At 47.5% G+C, this 15,423-nt stretch carries 12 protein-coding genes and 1 pseudogene; 6 read left to right on the top strand and 7 right to left on the bottom strand.

The features are described 5' to 3' along the window. Positions 1–438: 438 nt before the first annotated feature. A complete protein-coding gene (locus tag NDI45_RS25525) occupies positions 439–1,728 on the top strand; it encodes a DNA sulfur modification protein DndB (protein WP_348249377.1) in 1,290 nt (429 codons plus the stop codon). Between the two features lie 218 nt (positions 1,729–1,946). Here the strand turns inward: NDI45_RS25525 and NDI45_RS25520 are convergent. The 4 genes and pseudogenes from NDI45_RS25520 to NDI45_RS25505 form a co-directional block, all read right to left on the bottom strand. Further along, a pseudogene (locus NDI45_RS25520) lies at positions 1,947–2,156 on the bottom strand (IS256 family transposase); the annotation flags it as partial. Between the two features lie 222 nt (positions 2,157–2,378). Beyond that, on the bottom strand, positions 2,379–3,941 hold the full coding sequence (locus NDI45_RS25515; protein ID WP_348249376.1) for an ISL3 family transposase: 1,563 nt from the start codon (positions 3,939–3,941) through the stop codon (positions 2,379–2,381). Positions 3,942–4,154: 213 nt separating this feature from the next. Further along, positions 4,155–4,547 carry a hypothetical protein gene (locus tag NDI45_RS25510; protein WP_348249375.1) on the bottom strand — a complete coding sequence of 131 codons (393 nt, stop codon included), beginning with the start codon at positions 4,545–4,547 and terminating at the stop codon, positions 4,155–4,157. Next, positions 4,544–5,638, bottom strand: a complete 1,095-nt coding sequence (locus NDI45_RS25505; RefSeq protein ID WP_348249374.1) for a ParM/StbA family protein — start codon at positions 5,636–5,638, stop codon at positions 4,544–4,546. The genes NDI45_RS25510 and NDI45_RS25505 overlap by 4 nt, the downstream gene beginning before the upstream one ends. Positions 5,639–6,077: 439 nt before the next feature. On the opposite strand from NDI45_RS25505, the gene NDI45_RS25500 reads away from it, so the two are divergent. The 3 genes from NDI45_RS25500 (at position 6,078) to NDI45_RS25490 (ending at position 8,429) form a co-directional block, all read left to right on the top strand. Then, on the top strand, positions 6,078–6,404 hold the full coding sequence (locus NDI45_RS25500; protein ID WP_348249373.1) for a hypothetical protein: 327 nt from the start codon (positions 6,078–6,080) through the stop codon (positions 6,402–6,404). Beyond that, entirely contained in the window at positions 6,394–7,938 is a 1,545-nt protein-coding gene (locus NDI45_RS25495) for a relaxase/mobilization nuclease domain-containing protein (protein ID WP_348249372.1), read from the top strand. The genes NDI45_RS25500 and NDI45_RS25495 overlap by 11 nt, the downstream gene beginning before the upstream one ends. A 206-nt stretch (positions 7,939–8,144) precedes the next feature. Further along, on the top strand, positions 8,145–8,429 hold the full coding sequence (locus tag NDI45_RS25490; RefSeq protein WP_348249371.1) for a 3'-5' exonuclease: 285 nt from the start codon (positions 8,145–8,147) through the stop codon (positions 8,427–8,429). A 215-nt stretch (positions 8,430–8,644) separates the two neighbouring features. Here NDI45_RS25490 and NDI45_RS25485 read toward each other — a convergent pair whose 3' ends face one another. Genes NDI45_RS25485 through NDI45_RS25475 form a run of 3 tightly spaced genes read right to left on the bottom strand, consistent with a single transcriptional unit; the run spans position 8,645 to position 14,139 of the window. Beyond that, complete coding sequence (locus tag NDI45_RS25485) at positions 8,645–9,082, bottom strand: EVE domain-containing protein (RefSeq protein ID WP_348249370.1); 438 nt, start codon at positions 9,080–9,082, stop codon at positions 8,645–8,647. Between the two features lie 43 nt (positions 9,083–9,125). Continuing rightward, on the bottom strand, positions 9,126–11,222 hold the full coding sequence (locus tag NDI45_RS25480) for a site-specific DNA-methyltransferase (protein WP_348249369.1): 2,097 nt from the start codon (positions 11,220–11,222) through the stop codon (positions 9,126–9,128). A gap of 10 nt (positions 11,223–11,232) precedes the next feature. Beyond that, complete coding sequence (locus NDI45_RS25475; RefSeq protein ID WP_348249368.1) at positions 11,233–14,139, bottom strand: DEAD/DEAH box helicase family protein; 2,907 nt, start codon at positions 14,137–14,139, stop codon at positions 11,233–11,235. Between the two features lie 234 nt (positions 14,140–14,373). Here NDI45_RS25475 and NDI45_RS25470 point away from each other — a divergent pair, with 234 nt between their 5' ends. Together NDI45_RS25470 and NDI45_RS25465 are read left to right on the top strand one after the other, a co-directional pair. After that, positions 14,374–15,033, top strand: coding sequence for an AAA family ATPase (locus NDI45_RS25470; protein WP_348249367.1), 660 nt, complete (start codon positions 14,374–14,376; stop codon positions 15,031–15,033). 54 nt (positions 15,034–15,087) lie between these two features. After that, a complete protein-coding gene (locus NDI45_RS25465; RefSeq protein WP_348249366.1) occupies positions 15,088–15,357 on the top strand; it encodes a hypothetical protein in 270 nt (89 codons plus the stop codon). The last annotated feature ends 66 nt before the right edge of the window (positions 15,358–15,423 follow it).

Genomic DNA, 15,423 nt, shown 5'->3' with positions numbered 1-15,423 from the left:
ACATACAACACACCATACTACATCACTCAAACCCCTATACGGTAAGCCTTCTAACCTCTCTTGCTACCCGACATCTAACGTGAGATCAACGACAAATAACGTGAGACGCGACAGTCGGTGATTCATCAGCCCCACCCGCAGGTAGGGCAGTTTCAGCACGCCTAACCCAGCGCGAGGGCTTCTAGGTGGGCGAGTGCCCGTTTGCGCTCCCCAGAACCGAGCTTGCAGTTTGTCCCACTCCTTAGCCGGGGGGATTTTACTGTTTTGGCATGGTCGAAATCGGAGCAAAGGTACTTCACTAGCATAAAAATGTTTTCACAAACAAGCTCAAAAAATTGTTGACATTTTGTTTTGTTTGTGAAAACATATAAAAAGAACAGACAAACAAGGCAAACGTTCTCGGAAACGTTTTGTAATATTAGCAATTTCAGGAGTTATATGGCTTTAGTCATTCCCGGAGTAAAAGGGCATTTAGGCAATACTGACTTTTATCAGGCGACGATGAAAGCTCGTGACCTAGTGCAAGGTGTTCGGTCAGCGAGCGAACTTGATGAATGGACAACGATGAGTATTGAAGAGAGATTACAGCGTGATCCGGATCTTAAACGAGTCAAAGAGCAAATTGCTCCATATATAGCAGAGTCGAAAGATCGCTTCTTTGGTGCAATGGTTGTTCTAGTTTATAAGGGAGAAATCTACTTCGATAGCCTTCGTGATTGGGTTTCCAATAAAGCTCCACGTGCTTATCAATCTGTTTCAGACAACATTGGTATCCTCACAATAGATGGTGGCTCTTTAATCATGCTTGACGGACAACATCGTCTTTTAGCTCTTGAGAAAGTAATAAAAGGTGAGGTTATTGGAGACTGCCGTGAGGATGTGCCTAATGATGATGTGTGCGTGATCTTTATTAAGCACGAAAGCAATGAAAAAACTCGGCGTATATTTAACAAGGTTAACCGCTACGCAAAACCAACCAGTCGAGGTGACAACATCATCACGAGCGAGGATGATCGTAGCGCCATCATTGCTCGTCAGTTATTAAGTGAAGGAGCACCTTTAGGAGTCAAAGCACGTGGAAGCAGTGATGTGATCGTTGAGTGGAAAAGCAACGCACTTGCAGCGAGAAGTACGAAACTGACGACCATTAGTGCTGTGTATGAAACCGTTAAGCTTATTCTTAGAGGTGAGGGTGTAGCACTTGACCCTAATAACCGTCCAGCAGAAGAAGAGTTGAATCAGTACTACGAAACAGTTGAAGAGTTTTGGAACGTTGTTCTGGAGGGTTTACAACCGTATAGAGAAGTTCTTGAGGATAGCAGCCGTATCCCTCAAATGAGAAAGGATGATCAACCTTACTCATTACTTTTCAAACCAGTTGGTCAATTGGCTTTATTTAGAGGACTGATTGCAGCAACTAGCGACGATTGCTTGACCCTGCGCGAGGCGGTACGACGAGCCAATAAAATAGACTGGCAAATGTCCTCCGAAATTTGGACAAATGTTCTTGTAGCTCCTAGCGGTTCTATGCTCAGAGGGGAGCAACCACCAGTGCAGGGAGGCAAGCTCATTCATTACCTGATAGCTGCTGACAAAATGACCGAAGAGGAAATTGCTAATATTCGGCGAGAATACAATATTGCACATGGAATAGATGTCAATACCGCCGAGTTACTTCCACTGCCTAAGCCTATCGCTGAGATTTTTCCTATGGCTGTTGGAGCCTAGCTCAATGTCATAACTTGTTAGGCATTCAAACTTGTAAGCTCAGGGAACTACTTTTTGTCGTGGTTCCCTGTTTTGTTAAACCTCTTACAAGCAATTTCTCAACTTCTGTCTTACCGATAGCCCAGTAAGCTCTCAAGAAACACTTTGAATAACTGGGGACTGAGGCACAACTTCAAAGCCGAGAGGACCTATTGTCAAATCTGGTGTACGAAGAAGAATTAAGCAGCGTCCTGGCAGAGTTCTGAATTCACTAATTGATCCACTCGAATTCCATCTTTGAATTTCACCCCCTCAATCACCTCCGCTAATCGTTTGAATCCACGAATGCGTAACCATCGCTTCTGAGCACTCTGCACCAGTTTGAACACCAACGACACAATACTGTCAGTAGAGACACAGCCTTTAGTTTTATCGGTTCTGTCCTTTAACGCGCATTATAGGCTCTTCCCATCTTTTGGTGATTTAGCAGTAGGAAGTGTAAGTAAAAGCCCCTCACACTAAGGATTAGGGGCAATATTTTAGGCTTAGAGCGTCTGGGAGCCACAAGATGAAATTGAGGATCAATTAGAACATTAAATTTAACCGAGCTTGAACATGGCAAAGTAGATGCGTTCTTGAATAACGCATCAATGAGTTATCCATCAATTGGGTTAACTGGCGAGCAGGAATCGTCGTTCCAGTAGTTCAACGCCCGCGCGACCGTACATTTGACGTTTGAGCATCTTCAGCCGATTGATTTGTCCCTCCACTTGCTCATTGCTGGCAGTAAAGGTGACACCCGCTTTGACTGCATCGTAATCATCCCGTAAACTCCGGGCGAAGCGGATAAACGGGGCAAGACCGCTCGCTTCAGCCTGTTCTAGCCAGCCGTCGAATTGTTCAAACTGTCGCTGCCGCACGATCTGAGCAAACGCTTGTGCCAATGTGATAGTGGGAGCTAGTTCAGCTTGCTCAACCAGACGTTGCAGCAACTGTTTTTCATCTGCTTGCAGCGTTTCAGCTCGCCGGATTACTAAAAAGGCGGCTCGCTTTGAGGTGAGCGGCGGGCGAGCCGAATCAACCACAGCAGGCAATCGACGAGACGGAGAGTGCCTTAACGTCACTCCTTGCGCCTGTGCTATTTGTCGAACATAGCGGCTGACGGTCATGTAGCTTCCCCCATATCCCTGCTTCTGGATCTCTCGAAACAGGACTTTAACCTGCCTGTGTCCCTGATTGTATTGCTGGAGTAGATAGGGTTTGTACGGGTTTAACAAACTCCTGCCCCGGTCACTGCGTCCTTGACGTTCCGGAAAGCTTGTCGTTTTGAGATAGTGTTGCACCGTCCGACTGCTCAGCTTCACTTTTTTGGCAATGGCTCCAGTAGACCAACCTTGCTGATGCAGTCGCCAAACCTTCTGATAGGTTTTGAGGCGTTGTGCCCGCTTTTGGGCAGCTCGCTGTTGCGCATTGGGTTGTGGAGGCGTAGCTGGGGCAATCATCACGGTTGCACCATTCGTTGCATCTGCTAAGCGTTGAGCCGTATCAACGGCATCAAGAACCGCACTATGCCCGCTCATCGCTTGTTCCAGCACTTGGACAAAATTCTGCAATAGATGAAAGCGATCTGCGATCTGCATTGCCTGGGGAGCGCCTTGATTCATGCCGCTGCGATACGTGGCAGAACGGTCACGCGAGAGGGCTTCGATCCCTGGATACTGCTCCAGCCATTGTGCCAGCGTATTGGCATCGCGATCTTTGAGCAAGGCAATCGGTCGCTGTCGTTCCAGATCCACCAGAATCGTGCCGTAGGATTGCCGCTTGGCGAAGGCAAAGTCGTCTACCCCCAGTACCGTGGGCGGTCTGATCGCGGGCAGGGTCACTCTTGCAAACAACGATAGCAGCGTGTTGTCCCGGATGCGATAGCCTAACTGAGTCCCCAGTCGCTCTCCTGCTTTTCCACCCAGTTCGACTGCAATGGCAATCAGATGCTTTACCAATCGCACTGTTCGTCTTGCCCAGGGGGCAGCCACCTGCGGCAACCGCTCGGTAAAAATCCGTCGCCGACATCCTGTCGTGAGACAGAAGAATTTACGCACCTGAAGCTGGAGCCTGAGTGCAAAACCAGTACAAGGCAGGTCTTGCAGGGTGCGGCAGTAGCGGCTGTGGACTCGATGACTTGCCTGCTGGCACAGGGGACAAATGGCAGTGGCTTGGGTGGAATTGACGGTCAAACAAAGGTCCCTCGTTGAGCGATCCAACTTCCAGCTTTTGAGTTGAAGATGCACGGGGTCAGGTAAAAGTGGTTGAAAGAAGACTATTTTCTCCTAACGCAGAGGATGTACCTCTATCTTGCCAAACCTTCACCAAAATATGGGATGAGCCAATTTAATTTGAAACTCGACAACTGAGACAGGCACAATCAGGGAGGCGATAAACCTCCTTTTTCAGCCTTTCAGCTTATATATTCCATCTATATCAAATGGTGGCTTAGGCAAGACTTCCTCTACCATCTCTTCCTCAAAATCATCTCTATCATCACGCTCTTGGTGCCTGGGTAGTGGTGCTGGCATTGATTCAAGTCCAGCCAGTTGCTCGATCGCATAGATATAGCCTCTTAGCTTACCAATGCACTCTGCGGCTATTTCACGGGTGAGCTTGCCTTGAACAGACATAGCAAGGGGATAGAACCCGGCCTCCAAAAACTGCTTAACTTCATCATTTTGGTTGAGATTGTGCTGCGAAAGGTATTCACACGCTAATCCTAAGCGGGAGGAGCGGTTGAGCTGGATGCGAATTTGCAAGAATTGTGTCTTTCCCTTCTGCGGCTCCGATGTCATGCTGCCACCTCGGTTTGAAAAGTTGATTTGAATAACGCGATGACATCCGCAAAACGCAATTGGAGAGCAGGATCGTCTTCTGGCAATGCACCTTCTGGAGCTGTCATCCATTCTGGCTTAGCCCAGGCAAGATTTTGATCAAGGAGGCTTTTGAGGTAAGCGCTTGTTCCGCCGCTGACCGCTAGATGATCAACAATCTCCGGAACAACTGAGTTGAGCCAATCCTGAACTAATTGCCAATATTCGTAACGAGCAGCTTCAATAGCATTCACCAGCAGTTTCGCTTCTGTCTGAATATTTTCAGGCTGCTTTGAGCGAATAAGAGACTGCAATTCACGATGGTCGGTTCGTAAATCCGAGCCAATAGCATACACAGCTTTAGTGAGCGCATATCGATTTTGCCCTGGCGTGCGAGCAATGATTTTATCGATCAGATTGACAAATCCTAAATCGCTGGTTGCGCTGTGCTGTGCCTCCAGAACGCCGCGATTGAAGCTCATACAGCTTATATTGCGATAGCCAAAGATTAGCACCACGACTCGACGACTGGAAAACCAATCTTGCCCGTGCTGAGCAAGAATCTTCAGCACCATTCCAGTGCTTTCTGGATGGCATTGAAATGAAGCAATCCGTCCGCGAACCAATTTATTTTGAAAGTAGTATTTTTTGATGGCGGATGTAATTTTCGCCTGCAATTGCTCGCGGCTAGTGATTTCGCCATAGGGCAATAGCATGGCGGCATGGATATTCAGGCGATCGCATTTTTCATTTGCCGCGATCACGCCCACTGCTGCCAGGAACTTATAAAAGGCGTATTCGTACTTCAGCATTTCAATCCGTTCCACCGCAGAGAATTCCTTTGCGAGGTAGCCGCAAACGTGAATTCGCTCTGAATCCCGATCGAGCTTTACCCAGGCTTGATTCTCAGGGCGAGCCATGCTGCCAGATAAATGCTCGATCGAGGTGGCTGGGAGAGAAACAACATCCGGCTCCATCATCAAAAATTGAGGCGATCCATCATTAATGGTGTAGATAATTTTTGAGAGTGATGAGCCGACATCAAATCCAATTCGCAGTGTGGCACTTTGCATAAAATTGGTGGTGCAGGAAATATTCCTTTTTTATCTCTAACTTAAAGTGCAAAGACCCTCTATCTGATGGCTGAAAACTGTTCATATGGATTGATATAAAACTATTGTTTTAGTATGAATCTGTATTATTTAACTGTTGTAGTAAAACTTTTTCAATGCTTGTTTTTGCTGAAAATGCTTAGACTTGCCTATAAAAATGAATGATTTTTGTATGAAAGCTGTCAGTTTTACTCGTATCAACAAACCTCTAATTTCAATTGAAGGAAGATAATCTTACTTGCGATTAACTGCTAGATTTATAAGGTGTTCATAGTTTGAATTTAAGAGCAAGCTATGTCAGCGGACAGCCAGTGCACAACTGCGCTACCTCCGATCGCTCAATGATCGCATCTGGTCACTCTCCTGATTGCATTTGATTCCCCCCTACTCCAACCACCTCATGGCGCGACAAGGCTCTCAAATCACAATTCGCTGCACCCCAGAACAACACGATCGACTCAAGGCAAAAGCCGCTGCCGCGAATTTGACCCTGCAAGACTACCTGATTCGTGAGGGCTTAAAAGATCGACGCTACCGGGACACGGAAGCGTCGGCGGCATTTGCTCCGCTTTATCTGGAACTATCCAAACTTCGGGAATCGCTCAATCGACTTCCCACGATGGCACTGGTACAGAAGGCGATTGAGATGTGTGACCAGGCGCGGAAGGATATCGTGCTGCACAGACTCACCTGCAAATTAGAAGAGGTGTCGAGCCGTGAGAATTAATGTTGGGCGTGGTAATGGGGGAAGTCTGAACCGATATCTGCTCGACGAGCGGAAGCGGGCAAAAGGGTTTGAACTGGAAAGCCCCATTTTCTGCACCAACATGGTCGGCTCAGACGTTGCCGAACTCAATGCGGAATTTCAACTCAGTGCCGATTTGCGATCGGACGTGAAGCGCACAATCGCCCACTATTCAATCTCATTTCCCCCTGGTGAGAATCCCAACCTGAAGACGAAGCAGGCGATCGTCAAAGATTTACTTCAGGAAATGGGACATCAGGACTGCCAGTTTTTTGCAGTGGAACATCATGATCAGTCGCACAAACGAGGAGTGCATCACCTCCACGTCGCTACCAGCACGATCAACCTGGAGGGGAATTGGGTATCAGATAAGTTCGATCGGGTCCGACTTAAAGAGGTTGAACGGTCACTTGAATTGAGGCATGGGCTACAATATTGCCCCCCACGCGAAAAAGGAAAGCGACGAAATTTGACGACTGGGGAATCCAGACAAGAGGAAAGAACGGGAGAACCTTGCGCGAAACGAAAGCTGTGGGAAGTGCTGGATCAGGCGATAGCAGACAAGCCCGACCTCTCTACTGCCCTGCTTCGAGTACGGGTGGCGGGTGCTAGTGTACGATTTTCTCAACACGAGGATGGTGGAAAAGGGCTAAGTTTTGGTCTGGATGGTAAGCACTTCCCTGGCAAAAGATTGGGCGACCAATACTCTTTTTATGGATTACAGCAGTACGCTGGGTTGGATTATCAGCCCAATCGGGACGATCCAGTGCTGCGGGAAATTGAACACCTCACCTCTCAGCAGTGCAACGAGCGGCTCCAAAAACAACAGCAAGAACAACGCAAGTCAGACCCGCAAGCTTGGGAGGTCAGACTACAATTGCGCGAGTGGGTCAGGGAATCGCTGCAACGATCGCCACAGCATCCTCAGCAATCCACCTCATCAGAAGTTCAACCGCAGCCGATTGAACAGCTAATTACCCCCCAGAATTACAAAGATTTTCTGCCCCAGTCAGCACCCCAACCCGCAGCAGAGGCAGAGCAAGTTCAGCAGCCGGAGTATCAATCGGCGATCAATCCTGAATTCGTTCGGAGCATGGAAGAACTGCGGCAAGCTTTTCAGCATGTACTAGAACAAGCAGCGGGTGAACCAGAACTAGCGGAAACAGAACATCCCCTACAAGGATCGATCGAGTGGAATCGGGCTGAATTTGTGCTGAATTTTGCTCACGCCACGCTGGAGAAAAAGCAAAAGGCATCGGCGGAAAACAGCAGCTATCGGCTCGATCGCATTGAACTAGAAATTACTGTGACCCGAAAGGCAGATGAACAGATCATCGCTCAGGGCAAATTGGGAGCAGTGGGCTGGGATATTACAGTAGCAGAAGTCGAGATTGCTGATTGGATGGATTTCATTAAACAGCAAAAAAACGTGAATCAGGAGCGCAGCCAGTCTTCGCATCGATCTCGTTCTCAATTTCCCAAACAACAAAACCGAGATGATGGACTTGACTTATAGCTTAATTCTTGCCAGTGGTGATATTTGATGCTTTCAAAACAACGATTATTCAGAGAAAGCAAGATGACCTACAATCGACAGTCAAACTTTACGGCACAAGTAGAGGCAAATTTAGACCAGATTGGAGCATAACAAAGCTACTGTCTTTTAAATCGTGTCATTCTTCCATCCACACTCAGTGCAATCCCGGTGAATGCGATCGACGTTTGCCGATCGAGTGGGTGATCCGCGACAGCGAGAGTCGAAACTACGATGCTGACGCTCCCAGTATCAAATTAATCACGATGCACTTCAGCAAGGGATTGGAGTTTTCAGTGGTGTTTGTGCCGGGAAGTGGGTTCCTGCCAAACGCGCAGAGTACACCCGCCGAAGAAGCGCGGCTGCTCTATGTAGCCATGACCAGAGCGATCAACCGCCTGATTTTGACGTGCGATCGAGAGTCAGAATTTACGCCAAAGCTAAGGACAGCATTAGAGCGGGTCAGAGAATAGCTGATCGTCAAACAGGAATGGATGACAGCATCTATGGGGTAGGACAGTTTGATCACCAATACTCAAAAAGAAAAATCCCCTAGAAAACTGCTAGGGGGAGAAGTGGGTATTAGTGAATATTTTTGAACTCGCAAAGATGCTGCTTTTTGCCTTTAGAATCAATGACGAGTTCTTACGGGTGCATCTAGCTATAGCTATTTTACAGAACTTGTGTGTTAAGCTGTAACGTTTTTTAGAGCATTGAAGATAAATTCACCATCACTCCGATGCAACTCTCTAGGCGCGAGACGAAATAGCAGTCCCCAGTTGGGGGTCTTCATATTATCAAACATCCGCAAATCCTTACTAATTGACAAAGCAGGAATCCCTGTCTCTGGCTTGACTTCAACCACAGCTTTTACTTTTACTCGACAGGGAAACAAAGCTTGCTTCCAGATGCGAGCAAGATCGTCGTAAGGCTCTGAAGTAGCTTCTAGTACGGCAAACCAACGCGAAATTCCAGTCATGTAGGCTAGGAGATAGTCGCCCTCTTTGATCCGTCTTACCGTACCTTGTCGCGTCTCAGGAAAGCCCATTACTTCAGCCCCCGCATCCTGAAACTCCTGCCAGGTCGTTGGGTTGAATAGACATAACCAGTAGGTGCGATCGCTCACTGACTCAGCCTCACACGAAACTAAATCATTATTTTACGGTGATCTACTTAACATCTAACGTCGCACTAGCATCATTGCCAAACACATCAACTAAACGGACAGCAATTGTTCTTTTCCCAGCTGGTAGTTCCGGGCTATCTGCAACGATAGGAACACTGCCTGCCCTTTTTCCATTGCCTCGTATTGCTTGCCAAGTAGAACGGAAGGTGATGCCGTCATAATCCCAATCCACAGCCCAGTAGTCGATCAAGGCTGCAAAATTATCTTTAATTGCCTTGCGTAGCTCCACTTGCTGCTTCTCACTGACAGGGAAGTTCATGAGAACATAACGCTCGATTACAATGCTGACAATGACTTTGCTATCTCCAGCATCACAGATTTGGGGTTTACCGACCTTTACATAAGGTTTTTCATAAAAGGTGATCTTATCTCTCAACCCATCTAATTCAGCCTCATTCTTGGCTTTTCGCAAGTAATTATAAATTTCAGGGGGAACAGTCAACGACTGAATACTGACGCGCAGAGGGTCTTTCAGAGCCTTTGTTCGACTTTCTAACTCAGTGCTGTAGTTGTAATCGTAGTCCCACGCTAAAACCACCAGCTTTTTATAGCCAGTTCCATCGAGAATCTGAGCGTCCTGAGCCAGTTCGACCACCTTTCTAGCAGTGACGGGACGATCTGGGTAGCCCACATACACCAGTTCAGGATCAGAGTTGTCGAAGGTACGCACTCCGAAATCAGGGCGATCGCTGCGGGGTTCAGCTCCATACAGCTTAAGCATGATTCGCTGCATCTCTCCAATTTTTGAGCCAGAGAGATAAATCATGTGTCGCTGGTAATTACCAATATTCTCCAGAAGAAAAGGTTTAGCTCCCTGATGAACCATTCTGTTTCGGCTTACCTGAAGCCCTACTTTGTCCAAGTTGCAGCCAATCCATCGGCGATTTAGACGTTCTGCCACTGCCATTGTCGTTCCCGAACCGCAGAAGAAATCAGCTACTAGAGAACCTTCACGGGATGAGGCTTTAATAATTCTCTCTAACAGAGACTCAGGCTTTTGAGTTGGATATCCCACATTTTCAGAGGAATTGTGAATTCCTCTAAGCATCTTAATATCATCCCAAAGATCTTGTAGAGGAACACCTTTACTTTCATCAAGGTATCTCTTCACATAGGGCATTCCACTTTCGGAGTAAACTAACCGCCCTTGTTTATCCAATTCCTCCATTCGCTCACGGCTGAATCTCCAGTATCTTTTGATGCCATTCCATTCGTAGAAAGGATTGCCTTTTTTAGCTCCACCTGGACCCGTTGCGTCAGCCTTGTTGTAGCGTCTACCAGTGCCCTCTTCGACGTGCCTATACCATTTATCAATGGTGCTTTGAGGAAGGGGAGTGTACTGGATGTTTAGAATTTGCTGGTCTGGATTACGGGAATAATAGAGGAGGCAATCACAAATTTTTCCAAAGTGTTTTGCACCTTGACCAGCATCACTATGAGCATCCGATCTCTTCCAAGTGATTGAATTGATGAAACAATCTCTTCCAAAAACCTCATCTAATATGAGTCTAATATATGGACTGATTTCTTCGTCTAAATGAACGTAAATACTGCCTTCGTCACTCAGGAGGCGTTTCATTAATTGCAATCTTGGATACATCATATCCAAATATGAATCAAGCCCAGCCTCCCATGTATCGGTGTAAGCTATGCGTTCAATAATGCTTGCTTCTTTTTCAATCTGCGTCCCCTCAACTGACAAGGCAAAGGTATAGTCAGCACTGCTAGCAAAGGGAGGATCAATATAAATTAAATCAATCTTCCCAGCATAACCTTGAGCCAATAATGCTTGCATTGCTAACAAGTTATCACCCCAAATGAGGCGATTCATCTTTGATTTGTCAATTTCTGCTCCCGCTAGAGGTAACTCTCCCATCTGACCAGGGAACAAAGAAGTCACTCCAGCTTGCGCTGTAGCTAACAATGGAAGATCGAAAGTACCTTGAGCTTCTTTTGGGTTAGGAATGACAATTTCAGCCGTTTGAAATTCAATATCTCTGGGGTTTGGGGCACGTTTGGGCTTAGTGTCCCACACTAGCTTGGCTGAGTCCTTGCGGCGGCGATTAGTCGGTTCAGTCATGCTCTTTCCTCTAAATAGTCAATCCCAATTCACCATACAGTCCTGCAACCAGGGCTTCTCTCTCCTGTCGCATAATTGGCAACAAAGCGTTAAACGACGCGCCTTCATTCGCCTCAAACACACTCTGCTTCAGAATGAGGTATTCCCATTCTTGAGGTTGCCGCAGCCCTTGAGCAGAACCTTTGAGAGCCGATTCGATCGCAGTTTTCATAAAGGGAGATAAGGGTCGTGCAGGGTCAACGACTCGAACATTTGAAGGTGGCAGGGGTTGAGGTGGGGTTACGGTTGATGCTGCCTTGCACCAAGCGACCGCAGCCTGCGCTTTGAGAGCCGTGCTGGAATCAGTGATGAGGTGATCACCTTTGGTTTCAAACAGGAACATGCGATCGGCAGTCTTCACAAGGAAATCTGGCTCATACTTGCGCTGAATCCCCTGATCGTCTCTCCAGGCAATCACCAGATCATGCTTGCGGTCAAGCTTGGCGAATGCCAGCACTTCAGGGGACGGGTTGAGTAATTTAGTGATGATTCGTCGCTCAAAGCCACCTTTGGCACTTTGGACAGCTTGATAAGGATAAATGCAGCGTTGGACAGGAACCATGTTTTTCTGCCGCATAAGCAACCGGGGCACATCCGAGAGCGATCGCCACACGGCTCCAGGCTGGTACTGTAAATCCCCAGTTGCCCGGACAATAGCTGAACGAATCTGTTTCTCGATAAAGTCGATCACCTGCTGGGATTGCAGCACCTTGTAGTTTTCCGGGTCAGTAAAGTCAATCTCCTGGGTAAACAGGCGACGAGTCACATACTCATCAACCAACGCCATGATCTCAGCATTTAGAGCCGTTAAGTGAGTCGTCTTGCTGGACTGGGTAACTGAGCGAGCAATTTGCTGGAGAAAGAAGTTGTAGTCGAAGTAGTCGTTTTGGAGATACCAGCTTCTGGCTTTCGTCTCTGTCTCCACATGAACATCAGTAATGATAGTTTTTGCTGCAAGAGACTTTTGGATCGAGTAGGCAACCGGATAGTGACCGAGAGCATCTACATCGATCTCAGCCAGATTAGGAACTGGGGTTTGGTCAAAAATCTGAACCGCCCACGACAAATCGTATCTAGGAATTCGGGTTGTGTCGGCATCGATCGCTATCAAGTCTCCAGCCGCATTCTGCGTCGAGCTATCGCCCACTCCAATGACGTGACCTTGCGAGCGAAGGTAGGTATCGTAAAAGTCTCTGAACTTGGGATGTTCCACCAGAAACAGGCAGTCAAAAGCGTTGTTGGGCTGCTCTCGGTTTAACAGTGCCTCTCTCGCCTCTCGCTTCAAGTCCTGGATCTGGTCATACTCTGGCTTGTATGCGGGAAACATAAGCCGCAAGCCACGTCCTACCACTTGCTCTAACAGCAAGTCGGCTTCACTCGCTCGCAGCATGACAATGACACAGATGTTGCAGCGGTCAAAGCCTTCCCGCACAGACAACACTGATACAACTACTTTCAATGGATTGTCGTCATTGTCGATATCGTCGAGCCTTGCGGCAGCAGCTTTGTACTGTGCATCCTTCAGGTTGGAGTGGTAAACCACTACGCGATCGCCATCATAGTAATTGCCCTCCTCGTCAGGCAGAGAATAGAAATGCTCTCCTACAAGGTTGGCGACTTCAGTTTCCTCTGCCAGGACTAGCATGACGGGCTTGCGGTTGATGCCGTTTGCCTTAAACTCCTGGGTTAACTGCTCCAGTTTGGATTTGCCAATCTCCAGCATAATTTTCTGCCCGCGCGACAGACCAGTGATTTCACCCCGTTTCTTACCTTCATCGGGCTTGGAGCGTTCAGCACGGAAATCTAAGTCTTGCAGGTTAGCCCCCTGGCGTTGCTCAAGAAAGAGTTGCTTCACCAACATATCGGCTGAAGCTTGAGCTAGGTCGTAGTCATAAACGATATGAGGGAAGAAGTCCTTCTTCTCACCACTGCCAAAGAAGGGGGTGGCAGAGAAGTCAATTTGCTGAAACACCCGATACTCAGCATCAGCATGACGCTCTGACTGCCGTTGGTACAGGAAACTCATGAACCGCCGCCAAATGAGTTCTTCATCCTTATTAGTCGTGAGGTTAGGACGTTTGGCAGCGTGGACGTGGTGAGCTTCATCGTTAAGAATGCACAGATCCGGGTACTCCGTCAGTAAGTCAGCCAAAATTTCAGCTTTTGGGATTTCCTCGCGCTCTCCTAATAGGTCTTCCCACAGGCTCGGTTCCTCAGTGCCAAATCGAAACTGCTGCCAGTTTGTCACCATCAGGAACGGTCCATCAGTGAGGGTCAAATTTTCTCGAAAGTCGCTGGGCTGGTAAAGCTCGAAATTGAACCGATCGCGCCAACGAACACCAGGGGGAATAAATAAAGGCTGATTCAGATCAGCTTGGATTGATTCTAGAATTCGCTTTTGAACCTCACGACCAGGGGTAACGATTAGGAAGCGACTGGTAAACAAACCGGGGCGATCGCCGTTGATGGCATTAAAGTAGTGCCACACCATCAAGGCATTCAGCACCCATGTCTTACCGCTTCCCGTCGCCATCTTGAGACAGTATTTCGGAAAAGCGATGGGATTGAGTTCATCCTGTAGTGGCTTGGAGCGAATCGCCTCCTGAATTCTAGGATGTTCATTGGAGAATTGCTGGTAAAGCTGGAAAGGGTTTTGAATCCCTAGAATTTCATGGCAGTAGATAATAGTCTCGATCGATTTTTGCTGGCAAGGATGAAATTGAGGTCCGTCTCGGTCTTCCTCAAACCAGTAGCTCAAAAGTTCTGTGGTGGTCTGAGAGACACCATGCCAGCCTGTATTCCTCCACCCCTCGACTTCACCTTGCAACAGAGTGGGAATGAGCAGACCAATTGTACTGGCTTGTTTCTTAGTAGGCATGGCGGCGGAAATAGGTGGAGGGTGCTTTCTTAGTATTCACACCTCATAGGGGAACCTCACCAAAATTTCTCAAAGGCTTTAAATATCGTGTGTATCAGTGGCTTAAGCTTTAATGCTCGACTGCGTAATGAAATCAGAGTGATATCATTATGCTATCGTAATACTAGCTTGATGAATGCATTATAGTGTCTTTAAGATGGTAATATTCTCTCGTTCCGATATCAGGAGCAGGAGATGAGCATTGTTGTTGTGGGCGGAACTAAAGGCGGAGTCGGAAAAACTACTTTGGCTACAAACTTAGCTGTAATGAGATCGCTAGCAAAGAAGGATGTCTTGCTGATTGATGCCGATGAGCAGGGAAGCGCAGCAGATTTCACAGCAGTTCGGAACGAAACAGTAGCAGGTGGAGCTGGATACACTGCCGTCAAACTTTATGGGGCAGCCGTGCGATCAGAAGTCTTACGGCTGGCTTCCAAGCATGATGATGTTGTAATTGACGTGGGTGGACGTGACACAGCAGGACAGAGAGCCGCTTTGTCTATCGCTGATATTTACTTAATTCCCATCTTCCCAGGAAGTTTTGATATCTGGACTTTGGAGCCAGTCGCCCAGCTTGTGATTGAAGCAAGAGCATTCAACGAGAAAATTCAAGCCTGCTGCTTGCTTAACAAGGCTGATCCTAAAGGGGCGGATAACGAGGAAGCTGCAGCGATCGCAAAAGAGACACCGGGACTCACCTATCTTGACTGCCCAATCGTCAACCGCAAAGCGTTCCGCAATGGAGCAGCAAAAGGATTAGCTGTGGTGGAACTAAAACCCAGTGACAGCAAGGCGATCGAGGAGATTAATCGACTCTACACTGCCACTTTTGATATCCAGAAGGTATCAAAATAAAATCAGACAAATTTCAAAATGATATCATTTTGATATTAAAAGGAGGGCAAATAGATGGCAGTCCGACGGAAACCCAACACGGTAGAAGAGTTTATCAACGGAGGTGGCACAGTCCCAGAGTCAGCTACCCCTTCCACTGCTGAAGATTCAGTTCTGACAGAATTCAAAACAGAGCCGTCCGAGGAGACGATCGCTATCACGCTGCGAGTTCCGAAAGACCTACTGCACGAACTGGATGCAGCAGCTAAAAAATGTCGTCCTCGGCGTAGCCGGAATTCTTGGATTCTTGAAGCGATCATCGAGAAGCTGGAGCAGGGGGAGTAGAAAGGTGATATCTTTTTGACATCAAACTGAAATCTTATTGATATAGAAATAGAGCCAATTGTCGGA

This window comes from Leptolyngbya sp. GB1-A1 (genome assembly GCF_039962475.1).
Classification (GTDB): domain Bacteria; phylum Cyanobacteriota; class Cyanobacteriia; order Elainellales; family Elainellaceae; genus Leptolyngbya_A.
The sequence above is the reverse complement of the archived record's forward strand: the minus strand, read 5'-3'. Positions and strand labels throughout refer to the sequence as shown.

Coding starts and splice junctions, on each gene's coding strand:
- NDI45_RS25480 (WP_348249369.1), bottom strand. CDS start 11,222: ATGACTGAACCGACTAATCGCCGCCGCAAGGACTCAGCCAAGCTAGTG.
- NDI45_RS25500 (WP_348249373.1), top strand. CDS start 6,078: ATGGCGCGACAAGGCTCTCAAATCACAATTCGCTGCACCCCAGAACAA.
- NDI45_RS25475 (WP_348249368.1), bottom strand. CDS start 14,139: ATGCCTACTAAGAAACAAGCCAGTACAATTGGTCTGCTCATTCCCACT.
- NDI45_RS25505 (WP_348249374.1), bottom strand. CDS start 5,638: ATGCAAAGTGCCACACTGCGAATTGGATTTGATGTCGGCTCATCACTC.
- NDI45_RS25510 (WP_348249375.1), bottom strand. CDS start 4,547: ATGACATCGGAGCCGCAGAAGGGAAAGACACAATTCTTGCAAATTCGC.
- NDI45_RS25525 (WP_348249377.1), top strand. CDS start 439: ATGGCTTTAGTCATTCCCGGAGTAAAAGGGCATTTAGGCAATACTGAC.
- NDI45_RS25465 (WP_348249366.1), top strand. CDS start 15,088: ATGGCAGTCCGACGGAAACCCAACACGGTAGAAGAGTTTATCAACGGA.
- NDI45_RS25470 (WP_348249367.1), top strand. CDS start 14,374: ATGAGCATTGTTGTTGTGGGCGGAACTAAAGGCGGAGTCGGAAAAACT.